22 protein-coding genes are annotated in these 17,544 nt (G+C 34.8%); 9 read left to right on the top strand and 13 right to left on the bottom strand.

Annotated elements, in window-relative coordinates:
• Nucleotides 1-15: 15 nt before the first annotated feature.
• A complete protein-coding gene (gene bsaA / locus MKY00_RS10960; RefSeq protein ID WP_000219435.1) occupies nt 16-498 on the bottom strand; it encodes a glutathione peroxidase in 483 nt (160 codons plus the stop codon).
• A gap of 225 nt (nt 499-723) precedes the next feature.
• Here bsaA and MKY00_RS10955 point away from each other — a divergent pair, with 225 nt between their 5' ends.
• The 5 genes from MKY00_RS10955 to MKY00_RS10935 all read left to right on the top strand — a co-directional run bounded on the left by MKY00_RS10955 (nt 724) and on the right by MKY00_RS10935 (nt 4,966).
• Nucleotides 724-933 carry a DUF3925 family protein gene (locus MKY00_RS10955; protein ID WP_000844978.1) on the top strand — a complete coding sequence of 70 codons (210 nt, stop codon included), beginning with the start codon at nt 724-726 and terminating at the stop codon, nt 931-933.
• A 97-nt stretch (nt 934-1,030) separates the two neighbouring features.
• The gene (locus MKY00_RS10950) at nt 1,031-2,002 is read left to right on the top strand and encodes an MBL fold metallo-hydrolase (protein WP_016717340.1); all 972 of its coding nucleotides are present in this window, start codon (nt 1,031-1,033) and stop codon (nt 2,000-2,002) included.
• An 85-nt stretch (nt 2,003-2,087) separates the two neighbouring features.
• A complete protein-coding gene (locus MKY00_RS10945; protein WP_001174530.1) occupies nt 2,088-2,522 on the top strand; it encodes a hypothetical protein in 435 nt (144 codons plus the stop codon).
• Between the two features lie 110 nt (nt 2,523-2,632).
• Nucleotides 2,633-4,579 (top strand): ABC1 kinase family protein, encoded by a 1,947-nt coding sequence (locus tag MKY00_RS10940; protein WP_016717339.1) that lies wholly within the window; start codon nt 2,633-2,635, stop codon nt 4,577-4,579.
• 141 nt (nt 4,580-4,720) lie between these two features.
• Nucleotides 4,721-4,966: a hypothetical protein gene (locus tag MKY00_RS10935; RefSeq protein WP_016717338.1), complete on the top strand. Its 246-nt coding sequence runs from the start codon at nt 4,721-4,723 to the stop codon at nt 4,964-4,966.
• A gap of 54 nt (nt 4,967-5,020) precedes the next feature.
• Here MKY00_RS10935 and MKY00_RS10930 read toward each other — a convergent pair whose 3' ends face one another.
• Together MKY00_RS10930 and MKY00_RS10925 are read right to left on the bottom strand one after the other, a co-directional pair.
• A complete protein-coding gene (locus MKY00_RS10930; RefSeq protein ID WP_000050659.1) occupies nt 5,021-5,701 on the bottom strand; it encodes a DUF3600 domain-containing protein in 681 nt (226 codons plus the stop codon).
• A complete protein-coding gene (locus tag MKY00_RS10925) occupies nt 5,698-6,276 on the bottom strand; it encodes a sigma-70 family RNA polymerase sigma factor (protein ID WP_016717337.1) in 579 nt (192 codons plus the stop codon). Before MKY00_RS10925 ends, MKY00_RS10930 begins: the two co-directional genes overlap by 4 nt.
• A gap of 205 nt (nt 6,277-6,481) precedes the next feature.
• On the opposite strand from MKY00_RS10925, the gene MKY00_RS10920 reads away from it, so the two are divergent.
• Entirely contained in the window at nt 6,482-7,468 is a 987-nt protein-coding gene (locus tag MKY00_RS10920) for a quinone oxidoreductase family protein (RefSeq protein ID WP_016717336.1), read from the top strand.
• Nucleotides 7,469-7,497: 29 nt separating this feature from the next.
• Nucleotides 7,498-8,136, top strand: coding sequence for a zinc dependent phospholipase C family protein (locus MKY00_RS10915; protein WP_016717335.1), 639 nt, complete (start codon nt 7,498-7,500; stop codon nt 8,134-8,136).
• Nucleotides 8,137-8,180: 44 nt separating this feature from the next.
• Here MKY00_RS10915 and MKY00_RS10910 read toward each other — a convergent pair whose 3' ends face one another.
• The 6 genes from MKY00_RS10910 to MKY00_RS10885 form a co-directional block, all read right to left on the bottom strand.
• Nucleotides 8,181-8,564: a VOC family protein gene (locus MKY00_RS10910; RefSeq protein ID WP_016717334.1), complete on the bottom strand. Its 384-nt coding sequence runs from the start codon at nt 8,562-8,564 to the stop codon at nt 8,181-8,183.
• A gap of 55 nt (nt 8,565-8,619) precedes the next feature.
• The gene (locus tag MKY00_RS10905) at nt 8,620-9,429 is read right to left on the bottom strand and encodes a sugar phosphate isomerase/epimerase family protein (protein WP_016717333.1); all 810 of its coding nucleotides are present in this window, start codon (nt 9,427-9,429) and stop codon (nt 8,620-8,622) included.
• 203 nt (nt 9,430-9,632) lie between these two features.
• Entirely contained in the window at nt 9,633-10,802 is a 1,170-nt protein-coding gene (locus tag MKY00_RS10900) for a DEAD/DEAH box helicase (protein ID WP_000588613.1), read from the bottom strand.
• Between the two features lie 19 nt (nt 10,803-10,821).
• Nucleotides 10,822-11,349, bottom strand: coding sequence for a hypothetical protein (locus tag MKY00_RS10895; protein ID WP_000460210.1), 528 nt, complete (start codon nt 11,347-11,349; stop codon nt 10,822-10,824).
• A gap of 90 nt (nt 11,350-11,439) precedes the next feature.
• Entirely contained in the window at nt 11,440-13,128 is a 1,689-nt protein-coding gene (locus MKY00_RS10890; RefSeq protein WP_011040261.1) for a formate--tetrahydrofolate ligase, read from the bottom strand.
• Nucleotides 13,129-13,222: 94 nt separating this feature from the next.
• On the bottom strand, nt 13,223-13,921 hold the full coding sequence (locus MKY00_RS10885; RefSeq protein ID WP_113711464.1) for a class I SAM-dependent methyltransferase: 699 nt from the start codon (nt 13,919-13,921) through the stop codon (nt 13,223-13,225).
• Between the two features lie 187 nt (nt 13,922-14,108).
• Here MKY00_RS10885 and MKY00_RS10880 point away from each other — a divergent pair, with 187 nt between their 5' ends.
• The gene (locus MKY00_RS10880; RefSeq protein ID WP_016717331.1) at nt 14,109-14,447 is read left to right on the top strand and encodes a hypothetical protein; all 339 of its coding nucleotides are present in this window, start codon (nt 14,109-14,111) and stop codon (nt 14,445-14,447) included.
• A gap of 29 nt (nt 14,448-14,476) precedes the next feature.
• Here the strand turns inward: MKY00_RS10880 and MKY00_RS10875 are convergent, their stop codons facing one another.
• The 4 genes from MKY00_RS10875 to ytfJ form a co-directional block, all read right to left on the bottom strand.
• Entirely contained in the window at nt 14,477-14,689 is a 213-nt protein-coding gene (locus tag MKY00_RS10875; protein ID WP_000798747.1) for a hypothetical protein, read from the bottom strand.
• Between the two features lie 69 nt (nt 14,690-14,758).
• Nucleotides 14,759-15,079: a hypothetical protein gene (locus MKY00_RS10870; RefSeq protein ID WP_016717330.1), complete on the bottom strand. Its 321-nt coding sequence runs from the start codon at nt 15,077-15,079 to the stop codon at nt 14,759-14,761.
• A gap of 51 nt (nt 15,080-15,130) precedes the next feature.
• Entirely contained in the window at nt 15,131-15,907 is a 777-nt protein-coding gene (locus tag MKY00_RS10865) for an oxalate:formate antiporter (RefSeq protein WP_000014090.1), read from the bottom strand.
• A 160-nt stretch (nt 15,908-16,067) separates the two neighbouring features.
• The gene (gene ytfJ, locus MKY00_RS10860; RefSeq protein ID WP_000349987.1) at nt 16,068-16,493 is read right to left on the bottom strand and encodes a GerW family sporulation protein; all 426 of its coding nucleotides are present in this window, start codon (nt 16,491-16,493) and stop codon (nt 16,068-16,070) included.
• A 131-nt stretch (nt 16,494-16,624) separates the two neighbouring features.
• Here ytfJ and MKY00_RS10855 point away from each other — a divergent pair, with 131 nt between their 5' ends.
• On the top strand, nt 16,625-17,410 hold the full coding sequence (locus MKY00_RS10855) for a GNAT family N-acetyltransferase (RefSeq protein WP_016717329.1): 786 nt from the start codon (nt 16,625-16,627) through the stop codon (nt 17,408-17,410).
• Nucleotides 17,411-17,544 lie beyond the last annotated feature (134 nt).

The following is a 17,544-nucleotide window of genomic DNA, read 5'->3' as shown; positions in this document are numbered from 1 at the left end:
AAGTGAAACTCCTAGTTATTCCCCAAGTACCTTCTCAATCTCAACCTCTAAATCAACCGGCTTCGTTTGCGGCGCAAAACGCCCTACTACTTTTCCGTCTTTTCCAATTAGAAATTTTGTAAAGTTCCATTTTACTGCTTTCATACCGAGTAAACCTGGTGCTTGTTCTGTCATGTATGTATACAGCGGATGAGCTTTATCACCTTTCACATCAATTTTTGCAAACATCGGGAAATTCACACCATAGTTTAACTCACAAAAACTAGTAATATCTGCTTCTGTACCTGGTTCTTGTCCTCCGAATTGGTTACAAGGGAAACCGAGTATTTCTAGCCCTTGTTCTTTATATTTATCATATACTTCTTGTAATCCTTTATACTGTGGTGTAAACCCGCATTTACTAGCTACATTTACAATAAGAAGCGCTTTTCCTTCGTAATCTTTTAACGATTTTTCTTCCCCTGTTATCGTTTTAGCTGAAAAATCATAAACTGTCATTATCCTTGCCCCTCTCTTCACTATCATTCTATGTTTATACTATACTACATTCGTGAATATACAGCTCTTATTACGTATTTTCTTCCCACGATTGTAAACGCTTTATTTTTGTTCGAAAATTCGACACAAATTACTAGACTTTTATGATGGAAAGTTTTACAATTAAATTGTGAACAAAATGTGACAGTTTATATTCTATTATTATAGAAAAGGATGGTGTTCAATATGAAAACTGCACAACATGAAACGATTTCAAATCGCGAGTTTTATTTCGTACTATATATGATGTTATTGTATGTGATTGGCTGGGTAATCGATGTAAATGGTTTATTCTTAAGCTCCTACTTTAATTTAGCGGGAGAGATTATGCTTCCATTAGTTGGCGGCATTGTTGGACTATTCGTTATGTCTATTAATAAACAACAAAGACAATAAGAACATGACCAAAAGGCAGAAGACGAAACTTTCGTTTTCTGCCTTTTTGTATTTTTAGCGTATAATAGTTACATATCGTATATAAGGAGTGGTAAAGATGAAAAAAGTAGAACAATTATCTTCTCACCTATATCTGATTGATGATTTTGATTTACAACATAATGAACGAACTGGTACGTACGTTTTATTAGGTGATGATATTACTTTAATTGAAACTTGTGCAGCCCCTTCTCTTCCGTATATTTTAGACGGCTTACAACAATTACATATTGATTTAAACGAAGTTAAAAACATTATCGTTACACATGTTCATTTAGATCACGCCGGTGCTGCTGGTTTAATGATGGAAAAATGCCCAAATGCTACTTTATACGTGCATTCTCGCGGTGCTCGTCATATGATTGATCCAACAAAACTCATTTTAGGTGCAAAAGCTGTGTACAAAGAAGATTTCGATAAACTTTTTGATCCAATTCTTCCAATTGAAGAAGAACGTGTTCATATTGTACAACATGGTGATACGTTACAAATTGCAGAAGACCGCATCCTTACATTTTATGATACACCGGGACATGCAAAGCACCATATTAGCATTCACGATTCATTAACAAACGGCATTTTTACTGGCGATACAATTGGAATTTATTATAGAGAACTTGCAGACCTTGGTGTAGAACTATATTTACCATCAACGTCCCCTTCACAATTCCAACCAGATGCGATGATTGCTTCTAAAAATCATATTCAAAGTATGAATGTAGATACTATTTATTTCGGCCATTACGGCGCATCATCCAATGTTACAGAAGTATATAAGCAACTAGAACATTGGTTACCTATTTTCGTTCATACTGGTAAAGAGGTCTTTGAAAAATATAATGATTTCGATGAGGCTACTAAAGCTTTGCAAACTGTATTAATGGATAAGGTCTCTTCTCACCTTACAAAGTTAAACGTTCCATCAGATCATTCCGTTTATAACATTTTACATCTAGATATAGAAATTAGTGCGATGGGCATTATAGATTATTTCACGAAGCAAGAGAAAGCAAACGCCACTATTAAATAACTGTAAAAGAAGAGATATACAACAGTAGTTATTGTATATCTCTTCTTTTTTTGAATATATTTTGAGTAAAGGATGGTGGAATATAATGCAAAAAGTGATGCTATACCTCTGCTTTACATTATTTATCGTCTTATTATTATTTGTCGGAGTGAAAATTCAATTTTATTTAGATACAGACGCACAAGTAAACTTTAACGTTTATCCAAGATTATTCTACTTTACACTCTTCCCTCTTATAGTCGGCATTTTATTACGATTCCTTCAATCCATTAATCGTGAAACAAGTAAACAAAACTGGCGCTTTCAACCGGATAAATTTATCGCCATTACTGTGCCTACACTATTCATTTCCTTTTCTCCAGCTCTACTCTTTTCACCAGTTGGTGCATACCTACCTTATATAACTAATATTATTCTTATCAATACAACTTTTGTTACGATAATTAGTTTAATAGCTGGCTATTCCCTTTTAGATTGTTTTATACAAAAAGATACTGCACATATGAAAAAATATAATTGAATACTTCATTAAATCTTGCCAGTCAAGGATTATATTTCCTTGGCTTGTTGTTAGAATAATTGTATTCCAGTATAATACAGTAATCGAATAAAATTCAGAGGAATGATACAATGTTTTTTCAATTTTTTCTACTAGCAGTCATTATGTCTTTTATTAGTGGTCGACTAATTGGTACAAAATTAAATTTTTTCAAACAAGCAAGTGCGGCCACTTTAGGTGTTTCACTTACGTCAGCTATGTATTGGTTTTTATATTTACGCTATCAAGATGAATCGATTGTCGGTGTTGATAGATATTTTTGGCTAGGAAGCTCATTAATTGTATCGATGCTTTGTTACCTAGTTTTTGAATTATTTGATCCTATTAAGCGTGGCGAAATGGATGACGTATTAATAGAAAGCAGAAATCCTATTTCAAAATTCTTCGCTAAGATTGGTAGACAAAAAAGATATATGCGCGTCTCTTCTATTGCAATAAAACACGGAATGGGAAAATATTTAGCTTTAAAGCGCTCACCAGAAGTAGATCGTAAGCTCGCCACTTCCCTTCGAAATACACTGGAAGAATGCGGTGGTATATTTATTAAATTCGGACAAGTTTTATCAACTCGATCTGATTTACTACCTCCAGTTTTTATTCACGAGTTATCCAACCTTCAAGAAAATGTAACACGTTTATCACAACAACAAGTTGAAGAAATATTGCAAAAGGAACTACATATACCAAAAGATGAAATTTTCAGCTCCTTTGAAATGGAACCGTTAGCTGCTGCCTCTATTGGCCAAGTACATAAAGCGAAGTTGAAAGATAACGACCAGGATGTCGTCGTTAAACTACTACGTCCTAATATTTCTGAGACAATTAAACGTGACTTAGATATTTTAATTCACTTCGCTCTATGGATTTCCAACAAATCAACTTGGGCTAAAAATATCGGATTTCTTGATTTAGCACATGGCTTCTCTATCGCAATGAAAGAAGAAATTGATTTCAAAATTGAGGCTCGTAACTTCGAACAAGTGTCAGATTCACTAAAAAATAGTGAAACGACAGTAAAAATACCGAAAGTATATCAAGAATACAGTAATTCAAAAATACTTGTGCTTGAATTTTTAGATGGAGTAAGTGTTAAAAGTGGGTCAGCATTATTAAATGAATTACAAATTGATACGAAAAAAGTACAACGACAACTCTTTGATTGTATTTTAGAACAGATTTTCTTTAAAGGTATTTTCCATGCAGACCCTCATCCAGGTAATGTGTATATTCTTCGTGATGGCACTCCTGCATTACTTGATTTTGGTTCTGTCGGACGTTTAGGAACACTACAACAAGATGCATTCAAGAGACTGCTTATCGGCTTTGAGCGCAAAAATTCATATGTCTTGCTTGATGGACTGCTTCAATTAGTTGAAAAGAAACCAAATGTTGATAAAGAAGGATTAGAACAATCTATCAGTCAATTATTAATCCAAAGTACGTACGTTTCTACAAATAGTTCTGAAGAATTCATGCAAGGGTTATTTCAAATAATCGCTGAATTTGAATTAGCATTTTATCCAATGGTTGCAGGTGCTTTCCGCTCTCTCATTACGCTAGAAGGAACGATGGTACAACTAAATCCTGAATTCAATTTAATGGATGAAGCAAAGCGCTTTGCGAGAGATCATGCAGCTAGTTTCATGCCAATTAACAATTATTCAAATCTAAAAGAAGCTGCAACAAACGAATTACTTTCTATGTTACCTGCCATGCGACGCATTCCTAGAAAACTAGATGATTTAAGTTCAAAACTAGAAAACGGAGAACTATCCGTAAAGGTCGGCTTTTTCTCTGACGAAACAAATGCATCATTTATTACTACATTCATCTCACAATTCCTCATTGCATTTATTGGAACTGCATTTGGTGGGATTTCAGTAGGCGTATTGCATTTAGCAAACAATGCGAAAGAACCAAATGATCAATTTTTAAGTGTCGTTGGTTACTGTGGTTTATTTATAAGCGCGATATTGCTTGTAAGAGTAGCTATTCATGCAGTAAGGAAATTTAAGTAATATTAAAACGAGTATGAAATCACGTATATTTTATACTCGTTTTTTATAGTGTATATAGTCAATTTGTACTAGGAAATTTATGTTAAACTAAAGAAAATCACGTACTAAGTCAAATTACATTTCAATCAAGGGAGAATTATTATGTATAGACTTTTTGGATTCTCGTGTCTAATGTTTCTCGCAAGTATATGTTCTTTCTTTATTCTAAGAGGACCTCATACAAATTTAACCTTAATTATTACGATTCTAGGTATACTTTCATTACTAGGTATTATTTTTGCAATCGCATCAAAAAATTGGTTATTCAGAATAGTTAGTACTGCATTAAATGGCGTAATATTAGTAGTTGTATACTTCCTATTGCTAGCAAAAGGCATAGGTGGTTAATATATTTACGTTTCAATAAGAAAAGCTCGGAGCTTAGACTCTGAGCTTTTTTACTTATCTCACCTTTTCATCTACATACTCCATAAACTGCTCCGCTTTCATAAATCTTTCTTTATATGCCTCAGGTACTTCTTCTACTTTTATTGCACCAGTTGATTTTGTTTTCACTCGTACTATTTCATGTGTCATTAAAGCTTCCATATAGCGATCAAACTCTTCTTGCGTTAATACTTCTTTACTAGATTTATGACCATTTAATTTATCAAAGTATGGTTGAAGGCCCATACTTACCGTTTTCATTTCTTCTCTTTTTTCTGGTGATAATGCATCATAATCAATATTACCGTTCGCATCTCCGTACGCAAGCTTTGCATTTGTTAATTTCTTTAGTTCTTTTGTAAACACTTCATATTCTTTTGTCCCCATTTCATCTTTCGCTTCTGATAGCTTTGCACTAAAACGCATGTACGCCTCTAATGTCATCGTTCCAGCATGTTTTTTTAAGTTTTCAAAAGACCCGTATATACCATCTGCCATAATAGATTGATACGCAAAACCAGTTGTCGGGATTAAAAAGGCCGCTGCAAGAACTCCTGCGATAAGGCGTTTTTTCACCTTACTTCCACCACGATTCATTTTTATTTGAACGATTACTTTTTCTTTTAACTCCGGCGGTGCAACAATCCCCTTTGCTTCTTCTTGTATAGATTCTCGAACCTTACAATCTAAACTCATTTCACATTCCCTACCTCTCCTAAAAAGATTTCTTCTACTTGCTCTTTTTGACGTAGTTTCTTTAATGCCGCATGAATTCTAGATTTCACAGTACCAATTGGAATATGTAATATTTGTGCTACTTCTTCTTGAGAGTAATCGTGTAAGTATCTTAAAATAATAACTTGTTTCAATTTATACGGTAATTTATGAATAAGTTCGATTAGTTTTTGGTTTGATATTTTACTTACAACATCGTTAGAAAAATCAATTTGTACCGGTTTTCTCTGCTCTTCTGCTTTTTTTATAATTCGTAGTCGCATCCACCTCTTTCTTCTATAAGAGTGAATTTGTTTAATTACAAGTCCAATTAGCCAAGGACGAAATGGCTTCTCGCTATCATACTTACGAAGCGATTCATATAGTTGTATGTATATTTCTTGAACGACATCATCTACATCCGCTTTATCATCTATTAAAAAATGTGCTGTCTTATATACTTCGTGAATCGTTACATCATACAATTCGCTATACGCTTCTTTATTGCCTGATAAAGTTAATTGGATCAAATCTGTATACACTGTTTCTTCCTTCATATACCACCCCTCCTTTGTCTTACACTTTATATTGGCAAGTAATCTATATTTCGTTCGATTTTTTCAAAAGTTTTTATATAAATTAATATAATGATTCAATACGTTCATAAGCTTCACTTATAACCTTGCATAACTATTATATAATTTTCCAATTTCTGATAAAGATTTAAAATGATTTATATAGTCAAATTTAGGGGGATAAATAATGAAAGCTATCATTGTAACATCGTTCGGTGGTCCTGAAGTGATGAAATATACAGATGTGGATATGCCGGTTATTTCAGAAAATCAAGTTTTAATTCGCGTTGTTGCTACAAGTGTAAATTTCGCTGACATTAAATCACGTTATGGCAAAAAAGGAAATAAAGCACTACCTTTTATTCCAGGGATAGATGTCGCTGGTATAGTAGAACGTGTCGGCTCTCATGTAAAAAATATACACCCTGGACAACGTGTCATTGCTTTTCCTCAAAATGGATCTTATGCAGAATACGTTGTTTCAAATGAAAATCTTACTTTCGTATTACCTGATGAAGTCGACTTTCAAACTGCAGCTGCTTGTCCGATTGTATCTTTTACAGGTTATAATTTACTCGCAAATGTTGCAAGGCTTCAACAAGGCGAATCAGTACTCATTCATGCGGCTGCTGGTGGAATCGGTACTACAGCTATTCAACTTGCAAAACTATTAGGGGCTGGAACAGTTATCGGTACTGTCGGAAGTGAAGCAAAAAAAGAAATTCCTTTATATGCTGGAGCTGATTATGTAATTTGTCATCAGAATGAAGATTTTGTAGAGAAAGTCAATGAGCTGACAAACGGTGAAGGGGTTGATGTAATTTTAGATTCTATTTCTGGAACTGTTTCGGAAAGAAGTTTAAAATGTCTTGCTTATTACGGTCGCCTCGTTCATTTCGGTAATGCTAGTGGTGAAATTGGCAATTTCCAAACGAAAGATTTACATGCAAGTTGCCGTTCTATACTCGGTTTTAGCTTTGGAACTACACGAAAAAAACGTCCTGAACTACTCCAAGCAACTGCAAATGAAGTATTCCGTTATTTGCGTGACGGACGTTTGCAAATAACGGCTACGAAATCTTTTCCACTCCAAGATGCAGGGAAAGCACATGAATGGGTCGAAAGTAGAAAAAGTACAGGGAAAGTAATACTAACTGTTCAGTCATCTTCCTAAAATGAATACTTGAAACCGAGGTGTCATTCATGGGATCACGAATTATGCATGCTATTATCGCTAACGGTATTGCCGAAAAACTATGTATTCAAGATAAAACTTCTTTCATACTTGGAGGTGTAGCTCCTGATGCAGTTCATTCAACAGAAGAAAAAGGAACTTCACATTTTTACGCTGGCACAACGAAAAATTATACGAGAAGGATAGCTTTCAATTCTTTTTTTCAAAAATATAAAGCTCAAATGGATTCCCCTTTTCTCTTAGGCTATTACACTCACCTCATTGCCGATGATAATTGGCTAAGTGGATTTTTTCTACCTTGGCTAAAAAATAGAATAGAAAATGACGAGACGATCGCACCCCTGTACTATAACGATTTTAAATTGTTAAATGCAAAGTTGCTTCATCATTACGATAAAGAACAACAGCTCTTCTCGCTTCTCAATCAAGATGCTCACATTGTCGATATTGAAGAGGTTTCTAAAGAAAATGTTTTGGCTTTTCGAAAGTATCTTTTTGAAGATATGTTGTATCCAGAGCAACATTTGCATGAAGACTTACAGGTATTTACGTTTAATCAAATGGTCGGTTATATGGAAACTGCTATTGAAAAAGGTGCATTTTATATTAATCAACTCTCCAATGAAAAATTCATTTCAAAGATTTAATCCCCCTCAATATGTTTGAGGGGGCTTTTCACATAGCAATATTATTATCGGTTCTTTTCCATAACCGCAAAATAATTCCCTTCACTATCAGCAAAGTTAAATACTTTACCAGAAGGCATAGTTACCATTTCACCAACAGTAACATTTTTATTTTTTAAATCTATATATAATTGATCCAGACTTTCTGAGAAGAACATTAGTGACGGTGTACCAAGATTTAATTCTGGGCTCATCTTAGAAATCACTTCTTTATTATGTAATATAATGCTTGTTTCTGCCCCACTTTTCGGAGCGATTTCAATCCATCTCATTCCTTGTTTGTTATCTTCCTCTGCAACTACATGAAACCCTACCTTTTCCGTCCAAAAATTGACTGCCTCATCTTGATTGTTTACATACAGCATAATTTGTCCGACCTTATGAATCATTTCATTTCCCCCTAATGTTTTTTATATTCTAAGTAGGTTTCTACATGTACTATCATTATTCCTTTTGAGTTGGTATGTACTTCTTTGCAAAATTTATCGACTGACTCATCCCATCTAGTTCGTCAAAATAATCATTTCTTTCGATCATGTTATATCCATTGAATCCAATTTCATCTAATACTTTGAAGAATATATCGAAATCCACTTCACCATTTCCTACTGCTACTTCTATATACTTACTTAAACTATCACTATTCACTTCTTTACAATCTTTAATATGAGTTTGTACTATATAATCTTTTAGCAGTAATAAACTTTCTATCGAGTTTTCATTTATATCACTAATTAAATTTGCTGGATCAAAGTTAACCGCTAATCCTTTTGAATTTATATTTTCTAAAAACCGCTTTAACACTATCGCTTTTTCAGATCCCGTCTCAATAGCAAAGAATCCTCCAAATCTGAATGCTAATTCCCCTATTTCATTACAAACACGTATCATTTTATCATAGTACTCACTATTTTCATCATCTGGGATTTTCCCAATATGGGCTGTTACTATGTTAGCTCCTAACCTTAAACCTTTATCAGTAATATATTTAAAACTCTCTATTGCACATTCAGCTTCAGTTCCTATTATTCCATTTTCTCCGAAGCTAATTGCTAATGACGGGACTTGAATCTCATTAAAAGCTAAGTTTTCTTTTAAGGTGTTCCATTGTACCTTTGAAATGTTAACTAAGTTGAAAGTCGGATTCATAGCATATAATTGAATGTATTCTAACCCCCATTCTCTCGCCTTCTTTATTCCTTCGTTTACTTCAATATGTTTAGTATTTAAAAACATCCCTAATTTCCTATCCATATGTGTACCTTCTTTTTATTATTTCGCATCAGTTTAATATTCGACTTTTTTTATATTATTTCCTCGTATAAACCAAATAAATAAACTACCTTTTTTCGATACCCCCAGTAGAAGCATATAAAAAAGCACTAATACAATTCCCATTATCACTTGATTACAAACAAAAAAGACGTAACTACAAATAGTTACGCCTTCCCCATCATTTATCTAGGCTTTTTCTTCCCTGTAAACGCTGGTTTCTTTTTCTTTGGTGCTTTCGGTTTCGTTTCTACAAATGATCCTTTGAACATTTCTTGCTTCGTAAATACGATACCTAGTTTTTTCGCAAATTGCAGTAATTTACGCTCTTCTTGTGGTGTTACAAGAGATACAACAGTTCCTTCTTTACCCATACGTCCAGTACGTCCTGAGCGGTGAATATATTGGTCTACTGTGTCTGGTAACTCTAAATGAATTACATGTGTTAAGTCGTCAATATCGATACCGCGTGCTGCAATATCAGTAGCAAGTAGAATTTCTAATTTCCCGCCGCGGAATGCACGCATCGTTGCTTCACGTTCTTGCTTACTTGCTTCTGCATGAAGAGCTGCTGCTTTCATTTTACGGAATTTCAATTTCTCAGTAATTTCATCTAAACGGAATGGGTCGTTTAAGAACGCAACTGCTTTTACGTCGCCCATATGCATAATTCTTCTTACGTAATCATTTTTTTCGCGTCGCTCACAAATAATATACGTATGCTCAACTAAGCTTTTTGATTCTGCACGTGTTACACGTACTAATTGTGGTTCAACTGCTAAATCACGTGCCGCATCTTCTGCAGCTTTTGTCATTGTAGCCGAGAAAAATACTAATTGACGATCGCGCATCGTAGATTTAATTACATCTTGCACTGCGCCCATCATTTTTTGTTTTACAATTTGATCAAATTCATCAAATACAATTGTTTTTACTTCATGCATTTTTAGCTTTTTCATACGAATTAATTCTAAAATACGTCCTGGTGAACCGACAATTACTCTTGGGTGTTTCTTTAATTTTTCAACTTGGCGCTTAATATCTGCACCACCAATTAAAGATGCACCTGAAATTTCAGTTCCTGCTGTAAACTTTTGAACCTCTTCATGAATTTGCATGACAAGTTCACGTGTTGGCGCTAAAACAACAACTTGTGGCTGTTTTACTTCAGGATTAATTTTATGTAAAAGGGGTAATAAGTACGCTAATGTTTTTCCTGTTCCAGTTGGAGATTCAGCTATAACGTCTTGTCCTTCTAAAATAGTTGGAATCGCTTGTTTTTGAATTTCAGTTAACTCTTTAAAACCAGCCTTCTCCCAAGCTTGTTGTAAAAATGGTTGCATATCTTTTATCATTTGTTTTTCTCCTTTATCTCTATTTTTGAAGAAAATGCTGTATTGTTCGCACCGTTTCTATCATGTGTGAAATAACAGCTATTAAATCATCAACATGGTCTTCTGTAATCGCTTTTTGAAATAGAACCTCTACCTTATTATGATATGAAATCGCTTGCTTATTATATTCGTATGAAAGTTTTTGCGTAATCATTCTTTCTTTTCCCCATATAGAATGCATGAAAGTTTCAATTTCACCGCACACTACTTCTGGTTTTTCAATCGGGAATGAAAATGCTAACTTCATTTCGCATCCTGGTGTAAATTGTGGTACTTCTAATATTTCACCAGACAAGTTCTTTGCATCCACAGATAATGAAAATGTTGCTTCTACTAACGGTTCAAACGGTTCTGTTAATTGAAATGAGATATGATATATACGACTTAATGAAGCAAGATCCATCATATCTTTTCGATCTGTTACAAGAATATCTCCATGTAGATCAAAATCATACACAGCACCTTCTACGATTACTTTTAAATTGTCAAAAGCAGTTGGATCAAACATAATTTCCTCCAAAAAACAGGCGCCTTTCGATGGAAAGGCGCCACTTGATGTATATATAGTTTACAGATAAACGAGATGAATTACAACCTTTTAGAATAAACCTACTGCTTTTCCATCTTCATTTACATCCATTTGAAGTGCTGCTGGTTGTTTTGGAAGACCTGGCATTGTTAACATTGTACCTGTTAACGCAACGATAAAGCCTGCACCGATAGATGGTTTTAACTCACGAATTGTAACGATAAAGTCAGATGGACGACCTAATTTCGTTGCATCGTCAGAAAGAGAGTATTGTGTTTTCGCCATACAAACTGGTAGGTTACTCCAACCTTCTCCTTCATATTGAGCTAATTGCTTACGTGCTTTCGGAGCAAATTCAATGTCTTTTGCGCCATACACTTTTTGAGCAATTGTACGAATTTTCTCTTCTAATGGTAATTCTAATTCATAAAGTGGTGCGTAGTTGTTTTCACCTTTTTCAATTTCTTTTAACACTTTTTCAGCAAGGTCAACTCCGCCTTGGCCACCTTTCTCCCAAACTTCTGTTAAGGATACCGCATAGCCACGCTCATTACACCATTCTTGTAAGTATGCAACTTCTGCATCTGTATCTGTAATGAATTTATTAATTGCAATTACGAAAGGCACACCGAAGCTTTGAATTGTTTCAACGTGCTTCTGTAAGTTTTCCATACCTTTTGCTAATGCATCTACATTTTCTTCTTTTAATTGATCTTTTGCTACGCCGCCATGCATTTTAAGCGCACGAATCGTCGCAACAATAACAACTGCTTCTGGTTTAATACCAGCTGCACGAGCTTTAATATCTAAAAACTTCTCTGCACCTAAATCAGCACCAAATCCAGCTTCTGTAATAACATAATCACCTAATTTTGCTGCCATTGTTGTAGCGATAACACTGTTACAACCGTGAGCGATATTCGCAAATGGTCCGCCGTGAATGATAGCTGGTGTATTTTCTAACGTTTGTACTAAGTTTGGTTTTAATGCGTCTTTTAATAATAATGTTAACGCACCTTCTACACCTAAATCTTTAACCGTTACAGGTTGATTTGCAAAATTATAAGCAACTACGATGCGCGATAGACGTGCTTTTAAATCTTGAATATCTGTTGCAAGGCAGAATACGGCCATAATTTCAGATGCTACTGTAATATCAAAACCATCTTCACGTGGTACACCTTGAACCGGTCCACCAAGACCAATTACTACGTTACGTAGAGCACGATCATTCAAGTCAACACAGCGTTTCCAAACGATTTTACGCGTATCAATTCCAAGTGTATTTCCTTGTTGGATATGATTATCAATAAACGCCGCTAACGCGTTATTAGCAGTTGTGATCGCATGGATATCTCCAGTAAAGTGAAGGTTAATGTCTTCCATAGGTACAACCTGTGAAAAACCACCACCTGCTGCTCCGCCTTTTAGTCCCATCGTTGGCCCAAGAGATGGTTCGCGAAGTGCAATTACTGTTTTCTTACCAATTTTATTAAAAGCTTGACCTAAACCAACTGTTACTGTTGATTTACCTTCTCCAGCTGGAGTTGGGTTAATCGCTGTTACTAAAACAACTTTACCGTCTTTCTCATTCTGTAAGCGCTTAAAAATATCAAGAGATAACTTACCTTTATAATGCCCGTATGGCTCTAATTCATCTTCTAAAATATTTAAATCAGCTGCAATTTCTTGAATCTTTTTCATACTCGCTTCTTGTGCGATTTCAATGTCGGATTTAACTGTTGTAGTAGTTGTCATATACCCTAGTCCCCCTTTAATTGGTTCTGATGATATTGTATCAGTTTTTTGTATTTTCTGCACTTATTTACCTCCTAAAAATTCTTTCATTTCTTTATGCGCTTTTTAACATAAATACCCATAAAAATGTTAACGATTGTTGTAACTCTGTAGATAGTTGACCTAACATCTTCTCATTTACTCCGCGCTTATATACACCGATACCATCTACAACGTTAAAACCTTGTTCTTGCGCTAACTGTTCAAATTCCCAAGGCATCATCGTATTACAAACAACATCCTTGCCATATAAACGAGGATAACTGTTCTCTCGTGGCTTTGCTGTCGGTCCTAAAATTGCAATACATGCATATCCATCCCTTTTTAGAACACGCTTTATCTCATTTAATGCTCGTAATGGCTCCTCGGTCCATTCTAAAGAATTAATTGCCATAATTGCTTCGAATTGTTCATTTTCAAATGGTAAGGAAGAAAGATCTCCTTTTATAAAGGATAAATCCGGGCCCTCTCCACGCTCCTTCCCTTTTTGAATCATCACTTCTGATAAATCCACTCCAACTGCTTTATAGCCCGCGCGACTTAATTTATATGTACCGTATCCATCACCACAACCAACGTCAAGCACCTTGGCTTCTTTCTTCACGTATTGTTCAAAAAATGGAATAATCGTACTCCTACTCCCACTATCCCACATCTCCTGACTATTTTGGTTCCAAAATTCTGCACTACTATCCCATTTTTTCTCTGCTGACTCATGCCAATTAAATTTCGTCATACATTCCCCTACCTTCACGCTTTATCACTCATTTCATTCTACATCATTTTCCAAAATTCCTGTTTTATCTTCATTAGGAAATGTACATGCTAATGAAGGAATCTTTATTCTCCAATTTTTGCTTTACTTGGGTTTAACTCATACTCATGTTCTTCTCTTGATGAAAGATACTATAAGTACACCCAATTGAAAGAGAGGGATGTACATGCGAAGAAAGAGAAATCATCATTTTAAAAGTGGTGAAAAAAACGAAGAGTATGCAGCTGAAATATCACCAGCTGGCATTCCAATTAGACATAAGCGTAAAAAAATTGCAAATGAAATAGAAGGTACAAATACCGGTGCAATGATAGGCTATGTCGCTTTATTTCTTTCGCTTTTCTCCATTGCATTTTATCCAGTTACACTCGGTTCTCTTGCGATTTTAGTCGGCTTATTAGCTGTCAATTTTGGAGCAAGAACACTTGGATATACCGCAATTGGTTTTGGTAGTTTTTCTGTTTTATTTACTTTACTTTATCCGCTTGCTTTGTCAGCGTTTTAAAAAAACACACCAAGTTATACTTGGTGTGTTCATTCGTGATACAACATAATATGACCGCATCCACAACAATGTTTCGCTGTAATTTCTTGAAACACTGGATAATTTTCTTCATCCCGATGCTCAATAAACACCTTTTCAAAACGGTACATGTTTGGCGCATATGCCCAGTCTTGTTTCGTACGTGCATATAATGTAGAAGAGAAAAACTCCTCACCGCCACAAACAATACATGTGTTCTTCATCAATACCCCTCCTATGCTTGTCTTACTTCATCTATATGAACATAAGCATAAGAAAAAGACCTTCTATTACTAGAAAGTCTTCTCTGAAACAAAAAGAAATGTACCAAACATTCCTACTGCGCTATATTCTTTCGTAACACCAGCTTCTGTTTTAAATGTTTGCTTTACAGTCATAAAGAATACACCATTTCGTGCATCTGTACTTTCAAATTTTAGTTTTTCTTTTTTACCATCTACATTTTGTGTGCATTCAAAACTACTCTCATCACATTTCAATGCATACTTATCTTCTAGATACAATTTAAAATCTGATTCTTTCGGACAAGTGATAAGTAAAATTGCCACAAGAATAATACTTACAATACCCACAATTGTATAATACTTCTTCATTTGTACTCCTTTCAAAAGACAAGAAAACTTGACTGCATGCGCCAAGTTTTCTTAGTCTACAACCCATTGCCACTCTTGTTCTTTCTTATCAAAAATAAGCCAACCAGTCTCTGTTGCTTCTTCTTTCAATTCATCGATATTATCTAGTACCTCATCCGTACTTTCATACGAACCCACTACATATACCGGAATTTCGAGACCCCTTCTTGACTCAATTTTCCCTGCCAGATCAATATAAAGACCATCTTCCATTAATGGAATAAGCCCCATAATCACTTCTTTTGAAATTGCTGGGAAAATTTTTGATTTTTGGAAGAAAGAAAAACGTTTCTTACCGAAAGCACCGAGTTTATAAGGAATAACTTTACTTAACATCCCTACAAAATCAGCAATTCTACGATAATACACTTTGTTGTACCATCCGTCATCATGTGAAAAATAAACAAATCTATTTTTCAATAGCGGAAAGAACGTTCTTGCAAGTGGTTCTTTTTTGTGCGCCAAATATAAAAGCTCTGCAATTTCTTTTGGCTCTAGTTCATCTAAATCGCTTGCATCATCAAAATCTACCCAACAAAATTCATCAAATTCATCAATCTCTGCTTGAATTAACTTATGTATATTTTCTTCCTCAACATATTCAAATAAAGTATGATAATGAAAATCTGTCCATTCAAAGTTATGCTTCAAAAGCAACACTTGATGAAGCGGTGAAGGGATGTTACTTGCAAACTCTTTAAACGTAATTCCTGATGTAATAAAACAATGACCTCGACGATTACCATTAATATATATCATATTCTTTACTTGGTCAGATCCTCCAGACAAAGCACCTAGCCACCTTCGTTTTATATGTTTCAATTCTATAGCATATTTTAACATGAAAAATTTTAGAAACATAGAAAAAACTTCAAAAACTATTTACAATTTCATGTGTTTTATTACATAGTGATTACAAGAAAAAACACCTGCTCGTAAGCAGGCGTTTTTAAAGGATTTCATCTGGGTTTTGAGGATGATGATTTCCCTCTTTCTTTTCATCTTTTTGGAACATCGATTGAATTTTATCAATTGTTTGTGGAGCTAATTCAATCATTTTCTCTGCTAAATGTGTCGCATTTTGTAAATGAAGAATATTTACTCCATCTTTATTCACCACAAGAAATGCTACTGGTGTAATAGAAACACCACCCGCGCTACCGCCACCAAATGCAGGGTTACCGTTCGCTCTTTGTCCATCATTCGTTTGGAAATCAGAACCTCCTGCTCCAAACCCGAACGCTACTTTAGAAACAGTTAACACTACACCACCGTCAGCCGTTTGAACAGGCTCCCCAACAATCGTATTTACATCGACCATTTCTTTTAAATTTTCCATTGCCGCTTTCATTAATCCTTGAATTGGATGATCCACCGTTCATAACCTCCTTTGTCATATCTTTCCTAGTTTTTCCGAAAGTTTGTGAACTAAACATAAAATTTTATATTGCTTTCAAAAAACTTAAGTTGTAATATTTAGAAAAATAAAAAAGAGGTCGATTCGTTATGATGCGAAAATTAACAAAGAAAGATCATGAACAAGTATTCGCTTACCTAAAAGAAGAAGCAGCCCTTAACTTGTTTATTATTGGAGATATTGAAGCTTTCGGTTATGACAAAGATTTTCAAGAATTATGGGGCGTATTTAAAGAGAATGGAACATTAAAATCAATTCTACTCCGATTCCACGATTCATTTATACCCTATAGTAAAGAAAAATTTATTACCACTGATTATGAGGCACTTCTTTCCGCATATAAGCCGCTTAAACTCTCTGGTAAGTCAACTATCGTAGAACAATTTGAAACTGCTTCAAATATACAACTAGGTACTAAAAATGAAATGTATTTTTGCGAATGTCTAAATGACAACAACTTACCTAGCACACCAATTCATGAAACAATTAAACTTGCCTCACTCGATGATATAGAACGAATTATGAAATTACGAAGTGACATCGCTGAATTTCCGACTACCAATGAATCAGAGAAAATATTAAGGCAGGCTATCCAAACAAATACAGGACGCACATACTTTATTGAAGAAGATGGCGTAATCATCGCATCCGCCTCTACTTCCGCTGAAAATTCATTATCCGCTATGGTAGTTGGTGTATGTACACACCCGAATTATCGCGGAAATGGATTCGCTTCACTCATATTACAAAAAATGATTCAAGACTTTACGAAAGAAGGCCGAACACTTTGTTTATTTTATAACAATCCAGCTGCTGGACGAATTTATAAACGACTAGGATTTAAAGACATCGGGATGTGGACGATGTATCGATAATAAGAGGTACTCTATAAGAGGAAATAGTTGTAACTTAGCAATAAAAGCCGATTACACAAAAACTTCACACCGTTGTTATGAAGAAACTACTTGAGGAGCGAGGACTCTAACTAAAAAATGGTATGCATTCAAAC

The organism is Bacillus sp. FSL R9-9834, assembly GCF_038006905.1.
Taxonomy (GTDB): domain Bacteria; phylum Bacillota; class Bacilli; order Bacillales; family Bacillaceae_G; genus Bacillus_A; species Bacillus_A pacificus.
Note: the sequence above shows the minus strand (reverse complement) of the source record. Positions and strands in the feature narration are given on the sequence as shown.

Bases quoted from the DNA above. Each gene is read 5' to 3' on its own strand.
- bsaA (WP_000219435.1), bottom strand. From the start codon at position 498: ATGACAGTTTATGATTTTTCAGCTAAAACGATAACAGGGGAAGAAAAA.
- MKY00_RS10955 (WP_000844978.1), top strand. From the start codon at position 724: ATGAAAACTGCACAACATGAAACGATTTCAAATCGCGAGTTTTATTTC.
- MKY00_RS10950 (WP_016717340.1), top strand. From the start codon at position 1,031: ATGAAAAAAGTAGAACAATTATCTTCTCACCTATATCTGATTGATGAT.
- MKY00_RS10945 (WP_001174530.1), top strand. From the start codon at position 2,088: ATGCAAAAAGTGATGCTATACCTCTGCTTTACATTATTTATCGTCTTA.
- MKY00_RS10940 (WP_016717339.1), top strand. From the start codon at position 2,633: ATGTTTTTTCAATTTTTTCTACTAGCAGTCATTATGTCTTTTATTAGT.
- MKY00_RS10935 (WP_016717338.1), top strand. From the start codon at position 4,721: ATGTATAGACTTTTTGGATTCTCGTGTCTAATGTTTCTCGCAAGTATA.
- MKY00_RS10930 (WP_000050659.1), bottom strand. From the start codon at position 5,701: ATGAGTTTAGATTGTAAGGTTCGAGAATCTATACAAGAAGAAGCAAAG.
- MKY00_RS10925 (WP_016717337.1), bottom strand. From the start codon at position 6,276: ATGAAGGAAGAAACAGTGTATACAGATTTGATCCAATTAACTTTATCA.
- MKY00_RS10920 (WP_016717336.1), top strand. From the start codon at position 6,482: ATGAAAGCTATCATTGTAACATCGTTCGGTGGTCCTGAAGTGATGAAA.
- MKY00_RS10915 (WP_016717335.1), top strand. From the start codon at position 7,498: ATGGGATCACGAATTATGCATGCTATTATCGCTAACGGTATTGCCGAA.
- MKY00_RS10910 (WP_016717334.1), bottom strand. From the start codon at position 8,564: ATGATTCATAAGGTCGGACAAATTATGCTGTATGTAAACAATCAAGAT.
- MKY00_RS10905 (WP_016717333.1), bottom strand. From the start codon at position 9,429: ATGGATAGGAAATTAGGGATGTTTTTAAATACTAAACATATTGAAGTA.
- MKY00_RS10900 (WP_000588613.1), bottom strand. From the start codon at position 10,802: ATGATAAAAGATATGCAACCATTTTTACAACAAGCTTGGGAGAAGGCT.
- MKY00_RS10895 (WP_000460210.1), bottom strand. From the start codon at position 11,349: ATGTTTGATCCAACTGCTTTTGACAATTTAAAAGTAATCGTAGAAGGT.
- MKY00_RS10890 (WP_011040261.1), bottom strand. From the start codon at position 13,128: ATGACAACTACTACAACAGTTAAATCCGACATTGAAATCGCACAAGAA.
- MKY00_RS10880 (WP_016717331.1), top strand. From the start codon at position 14,109: ATGCGAAGAAAGAGAAATCATCATTTTAAAAGTGGTGAAAAAAACGAA.
- MKY00_RS10875 (WP_000798747.1), bottom strand. From the start codon at position 14,689: ATGAAGAACACATGTATTGTTTGTGGCGGTGAGGAGTTTTTCTCTTCT.
- MKY00_RS10870 (WP_016717330.1), bottom strand. From the start codon at position 15,079: ATGAAGAAGTATTATACAATTGTGGGTATTGTAAGTATTATTCTTGTG.
- MKY00_RS10855 (WP_016717329.1), top strand. From the start codon at position 16,625: ATGATGCGAAAATTAACAAAGAAAGATCATGAACAAGTATTCGCTTAC.